At 41.6% G+C, this 6,570-nt stretch carries 6 protein-coding genes; all 6 read right to left on the bottom strand.

The window, feature by feature from the left end:
• Nucleotides 1–527 precede the first annotated feature (527 nt).
• Entirely contained in the window at nucleotides 528–827 is a 300-nt protein-coding gene (locus tag LI112_RS17435) for a metalloregulator ArsR/SmtB family transcription factor (RefSeq protein ID WP_005330972.1), read from the bottom strand.
• A gap of 135 nt (nucleotides 828–962) precedes the next feature.
• Nucleotides 963–1,673, bottom strand: coding sequence for a 2Fe-2S iron-sulfur cluster-binding protein (locus LI112_RS17430; RefSeq protein ID WP_330362826.1), 711 nt, complete (start codon nucleotides 1,671–1,673; stop codon nucleotides 963–965).
• Nucleotides 1,670–3,214: an FAD-binding protein gene (locus LI112_RS17425; RefSeq protein WP_227191172.1), complete on the bottom strand. Its 1,545-nt coding sequence runs from the start codon at nucleotides 3,212–3,214 to the stop codon at nucleotides 1,670–1,672. The genes LI112_RS17430 and LI112_RS17425 overlap by 4 nt, the downstream gene beginning before the upstream one ends.
• On the bottom strand, nucleotides 3,211–3,750 hold the full coding sequence (locus LI112_RS17420) for a pilus assembly protein PilX (RefSeq protein WP_227159987.1): 540 nt from the start codon (nucleotides 3,748–3,750) through the stop codon (nucleotides 3,211–3,213). The genes LI112_RS17425 and LI112_RS17420 overlap by 4 nt, the downstream gene beginning before the upstream one ends.
• A gap of 10 nt (nucleotides 3,751–3,760) precedes the next feature.
• The gene (locus tag LI112_RS17415; protein WP_227191171.1) at nucleotides 3,761–4,279 is read right to left on the bottom strand and encodes a hypothetical protein; all 519 of its coding nucleotides are present in this window, start codon (nucleotides 4,277–4,279) and stop codon (nucleotides 3,761–3,763) included.
• Between the two features lie 16 nt (nucleotides 4,280–4,295).
• On the bottom strand, nucleotides 4,296–6,570 hold a 2,275-nt coding region (locus LI112_RS17410; protein ID WP_273701132.1), incomplete at its 5' end, for a heavy metal translocating P-type ATPase.

Here is a 6,570-nt window from a genome sequence, read left to right as displayed (position 1 = left end):
ACACTTGAAAAATGCGAACATAAAAATAGTTTCATCAATATTCTCCTTTATAAATCCCGATTGAGATTTCACCTGTTTTAAGAGATTTAATAACTGTTATATTTTGTTATTAAATTCTCCGCAAACTCTTTAAAACACTGAATTTATCACTGGTGAACTTTCCCTTATTGTTTCCCTTGTGTTATATTGTCCCACCAGTGTTTACGAACTCTGATAAGGGCAAATACAAGGGCAAGAAAATCCTATAAAACAGTATAACACAAAATAAAAGTGACATGGTGAACTGATTGAAATGCTTCTGATTTTTGCAACAAATGATTGATTTAACGATAAGGAGATTTGATACGATGAGAACAATATTTGCAGAATACAATCCCAACCGTTGCTAATACAGAAAGTAAGCCCGCTGCTGCGAGAATTATCTGCAACTGCCCCAGATTGATGTTTGGCAGGTTACAGTCAGGTAACGCTGGAAAAAACTAATTCCTGAATTTGATTCTTTTTTCATGATATCTGCTCTCCTTAAATTATTTACAACAATCCCCGTCACCGCATCCAAGGCAAGTAAGGGATTCTATAAAGTGTTTGTAATTCATCAATGTCTCACAATTCAAAGAATAGTGATGCCATTTTCCTTCCTTACGATCATTCACAAGGCCGCATCCTACCAATATCTTCATATGATGGGATAAAGTTGGCTGGGTAATTTCAAATCTTTCCAAAAGTTTACACCCGCACTTTTCTCCATCCGACAACATCTGTACAATTTCCAGCCGGTTCGCATCGCCCAAAGCCTTGCATATCAAAGCCACATCCATTGCATTCATATTGACACCTCACATTGATCATTGTCTATGTTCAATATAATATATACATAGATATTTGTCAATGTATGTATTTTAAAAAAGAGAATCAAGTTTTTGATTCTCTTCATACATTCATTATAGCTTTTATCATCCATTTTATTTGCCCCAAACAGCCGCTGCATTCGACCTTACAAGCAGTTCTTCCACAGGCAGACCAATCGGACAAATATCATGACAAGATAACGACTTCCCGCATCCCTCAAAATATTTCTTCTTATATTCAGCAGAAATCTCATTCAAATGAGTGCTTTCCTGTTCTTCATTCAGAATCCGAAATGCGTTGACTGCAGCAACAGCGCCTGCGAAAGTCCCATTTGCAGAGAAGTTAGGACACACTTCAAGGCAGCAGCCACACATCAGACAGCGTGCCGACTGGTATCTCGGTTCATGTGTCCACGGATTCATATAAGCTTCACTTTCAAGCCAAAGATTCAGTTTTTTCAAATTTTCAAACAGAATTGACCGGTCAACGATCAAATCTCTTACAAGCGGAAATTTGCTTAAAGGTTCCAAGGTAATTGTAGAACCTTTTAACGTATGTAGAAATGTAGAGCATGCCAGCCTCGGACGTTCGTTAATCAGCATGGCGCAAGCCCCACATTTTCGCACCATACAGCTACATTCCCAGCTGATGGGAGTAACTATATTCCCTGAGTTATCTTTCAAAGGGGTTCTACTGTTCAATTCCTTTAGAACAGTGGCAACAGAGCTGTTTCTGCTTCCGTCAAACTCAAATTCCTGCCAATAACTGTCTGCTTTCTGACTCTCCTGCCGCCTGATTCTTATTTTATATACCAAGTGAATCACCGCCTTTCTGGAACAGGTACAAAGGAAATCTGTATCTGCTTTCCATCAAATCTGGCTACCGTTGTTTTAAGATAATCATCGTCATTGCTCTTCGGATAATCCTCCCGCCAGTGTGCACCACGGCTTTCTTTTCTTGCAAGAGCACTCTTTAGAACTGCCATGCCAAGCAATGGAAGATTTCCTGTCAGCGCTTGTACCGTTTGAATCCCATTTAACAACGTATTCTCATTTCTGACAACGCCCATAGTCTCCTGCATCACTTTGTTTAATTGCTTTATTTCTGAAATTTGGGACGCTGGTGGAAAATCTATCTGTGTCGCACAAGATAGATCTACTACATCTGCCTGTTCGCATGCTGATTTTGCCGCAACACGTCCTCCGTATAACGCTCCTAACAGAGAATTTCCACCAAGACGGTTGGCACCATGATATTGGGCACAGCATTCTCCGGCAGCGCAAAGATTCTGAATCGGCGTTCTGTGCTGCTCATCCACCAGAATGCCTCCCATAAAATAGTGAATTCCCGGTAAAACAGACACCGGTTCCTTTCGTATATCTTTATGCAGATAGGTCATACAATCGTCTGCCAGACCAGATAGCTTATTTGAAATAATCTCCTCCGATATTTCCGTCATGTCAAGAAATACCTCTGATTCATGGCTGACCTTCCATATCTCTCTGGCGGTAATATCTCGTGGCATCAGATTTCCAAGCTCCGGGTATTTTTCCTCCATGAAATACCATTGTTTTCCATCTTTCATGGCAAACAACCTGCCACCTTCCCCTCTGGCCGCCTCGCTGATGAGCATGCGTTTTCCACCACATTTCACAGTTGTCGGATGATACTGGATCATCTCGCCATTTGCCAGAGGAACACCAAGCCGGAACAATTCTGCGGTGACTTCTCCTGTATTGCTCAGCGAACCCGTTGTATTTCCAAACAATCCGTGCATACCACCGGTGGCAACAATAACCGCATCCCCCGGTAATTCCACAGTCTCCTGACTGTATTCATCCCTGATTACGCAGCCACAACAAATATTGCCACACAGACGAAGTGTTAGGAAAGAATGATGGCTGAACCGTTCTACCATACCAGATGCTTCTTTCCTGCGAACAGCGTCTATCATAGCTGTCATGATCTGCTTCCCGGTATCGCTCTGTGCAAAAGCAGTCCGTTTCTTTTTCTGCCCGCCAAAATTTCGCAGATCCACATCATCATAGCCACTCATGTTAAATTTAACTCCAAGTTTTAGCAGCCAGTGCACCAGCTCCGGTGCTGCCTGTGTCATTCCCCAAACTGCATTTGGATCTGCCAGACCACATGCTGCCTTTATTGTATCTGTAAAATGTTCTTCGGGACTGTCGTTTTCATCTTTTGTATTCAAAACTGCGTTGATACCGCCCTCCGCCATAACAGACTGTGCCCGCTCTGACGGAAGGGAGGAAACCAGTTTTACATTGCATCCATTTTCCGCTGCCTGCAAAGCCGCTGAAAGTCCTGCCAGTCCAGCACCTATAATAATAATTGTCTTACTCATAGATATTGCCACCCAATATAATAGAAAATAACTGCGCCCGCTATAAACAGAAGGAGCACCGAAAGAATCAAATAAATATCACCCCTTCGTTCTTTATAACTGATGATTCCCAGCGATACGAGCAATGGGCGGATATTGATAAAAATATGAACAAAGATTGCCGCCACGAACAAAAGCTGAGTTACCATCTTTACCGTTGTAAAAGGGAACAAAATATATGTCCCATTCTGCACCTTTCCAAACAAGCCAATATGGAAGAACAGCAGGATCAGTATTGCCAGCCCACTGGCTCGTCTCGCCCAGAATATGGCGTTCTGTTTCAGATACATTTTTCCGGATTGCTTCACTGTCTGTAAACTCTGAACTGTCAGGATGACACCAATCACCGTATGCACAACAAGAATACCAACACCAATCCATGCAAGAAGTTTCCCTGCACTACTTCCAACTCCGTTCAGCATAAAGCTTCCCATGATTCCATGAATCATAAAAATGAGAAGCATTAAAACAGACAAAATCGTATTCCATTTTCTCATAAATTCCCGCTCACCTCATTTCTTCGCTGTCCATGATCATATAGTCCATCTGTGATAACGTTGTAACGTCAATAAAATCATCCGATGCCAGGAATACATCATACTTTCCACTTACCACTCTTGATAGCATCATTGTGTTACTGTACTCTTTCAGATCTACGGAAAAACCGGCCTGTTTCAATCTGTCACAGAGTTTCTTAGCATAACTGACAAGCAGATAATCCGTCTCAGATACATATAACCGAAAACTAATGTCCGTTTTCATGAGATCTGTTTCATTTGTTTCCGAATCGTCCAGTGCCAATTCTTTTAATTTATTCCGGGTGTTCTCGTTGTCGAGACCATCTGACATCATATTAATACCGAGAACATAAGAGCCTTCCAACTGTGCGGAGGCTTGAGCCGCCTTTTTTGACTTCGGTGTTGCTCCTGTGACTGCATCAATCATAGAAGGCGGTGAATGTAAAATGGCACCAAAACCTACAAGAAAAACAATCGTAACAACTAACAGAATCAGTTTTCGTTTCACATTCCCACCTCATTTCCTATTCTTTCAAAATTCTCATTGCGTTCAAAACAGCAATTATGGTAACGCCTACATCACCAAATACAGCTTCCCACATTCCCGCAATACCAAGAGCGCCAAGAATCAGGAACACACTTTTAATCCCAAGAGCAATCACTATATTCTGCATGACAATCTGTTTTGTCGCTTTTGCTACTTCAATCGCGTCCACCAGCTTAGACGGTTCATCTGTCATCAGAACTACATCTGCTGCTTCAATGGCCGCATCCGAACCAAGCCCACCCATTGCAATACCAACATCTGCACGGGCAAGGACAGGAGCGTCATTGATACCATCACCAACAAAAGCCAATTTGCTTCCCGGTCTCTTTTTACTATCTAAAAGCTCAACCTTTTCCACTTTTTGGTCAGGAAGCAGCTGTGCATAATATTCATCCAACTGCAATTCTTCTGCAACGGACTTCCCAATTTTTTCATCATCACCGGTAAGCATGACTGTTTTTTCCACGCCGATATGTTTCAGGTCAGAAATTGCTTTTTTACTGTCCGGCTTCACTTCATCTGTTATCAAAATACATCCTGCATATTGACCATCTACCGCCAAATAAACTTTTGTACCTGCGTTTTCACAGGTTGTGTACTCTATACATTCTGTATCCATAAGTTTCGTATTGCCAGCAAAAACTTTCTTTTCCCCTGCCATTACACTGATTCCATATCCTGAAATTTCCTTATAATCAGAAATCACTGACTGATCAATTTCTTTTCCATAAGCAGCAAGAATGGATTTTGCAATAGGATGGTTAGAAAAACTCTCTGCCTCTGCCGCATACTCCAGAACCTGTTCTTTTGAAAATCCATTTGCAGGCAAAATATCCGTCACATTGAAAACACCTTTTGTAAGTGTTCCGGTTTTATCGAACACAATAGCGCTGACATTATTAAGTGCCTCTAAATAATTGCTTCCTTTTACAAGAACACCTCGTTTAGATGCTGCACCAATGCCGCCGAAGAAAGTCAGCGGGATTGAAATAACCAATGCACATGGACAAGATACCACAAGGAAAACAAATCCTCTGCGAATCCACTCTGTCCAGCCTCCGCCAAGAATGATCGGTGGCAGAATCGCCAGAAAAGCTGCTAAGATTACAACCACAGGTGTATAATAACGTGCAAATGTAGTAATAAAATTTTCTGTTGGTGCTTTTCGGCTTGACGCATTTTCCACAAGATCAATAATCTTTGAAGCCGTAGATTCACCAAATGCTTTTGTTGTCTTAATCATTAAGACACCCGTCTGATTCATACAACCGGAAAGTGCTTCGTCTCCTTTATGAACACTTCTCGGAACTGATTCTCCTGTTAAGGCGCTTGTATCCAGCATAGAATCTCCATCCAATACCACACCGTCTAATGGAATTTTTTCACCAGGCTTTACAATAATAATCTCACCAATGGAGACATTTTCTGGAGATATGGTAATCAATTCCCCATTTCTTCTTACTGTAGCAGAATCTGGACGTATATCCATTAAGTCTGATATAGATTTTCTGGAACGCTTAACAGCCAATGACTGAAAAAATTCACCTACCTGATAGAATAGCATAACAGCAACTGCTTCTGGATATTCACCAATGACAAAAGCCCCAATCGTAGAAACACTCATCAAAAAATGTTCATCAAATACACGCCCCTTTGAAATGTTCCTCACAGCCTGCCATACAACATCTCCACCAAGAATAACATAAGAAACAATGAGAAAAGCTAACTCGATAGGCAGTGGCACTTTCGCAAAAACAGTCAATGCCATACCAATGGCATAGATTGCTGCACCAGTCGCTAAACGAACTGTCAACTTCTTATCCTCATTGTTATAGGATTCATTGGTCTCCTGCTTTTTTTCCGGTATATAAGATTCCTGTACAATTTCAGAAACTTCCACATCTGGCTCATGGCTATGAACAATTGTTTCAATCTGACTGGCTATCGTATCTGCGGCTGTCTGAGCAACATTGATTGTAAGCGTCTGCTTCATCAGATTTACCACTGAGGATTGCACTCCATCCAACTCTCCGACTTCTTTTTCAATTTTTGCGGAACAATTCGGACAGTCCAACCCTTTTAACGAATAACTCTTTGTAACATTCATAACGGTTTCTTCCTGAACTTCCACATCTGGCTCATGGCTATGAACAATCGTTTCAATCTGACTGGCTATCGTATCTGCGGCTGTCTGAGTAACATTGATTGTAAGCGTCTGCTTCATCAGATTTACCACTGAGGATTGCACTCCA

It is taken from the genome of Blautia sp. 210820-DFI.6.14 (assembly GCF_020558815.1).
In the GTDB taxonomy this organism is placed as follows: domain Bacteria; phylum Bacillota; class Clostridia; order Lachnospirales; family Lachnospiraceae; genus Blautia_A; species Blautia_A obeum.
Note: the sequence above shows the minus strand (reverse complement) of the source record. Positions and strands in the feature narration are given on the sequence as shown.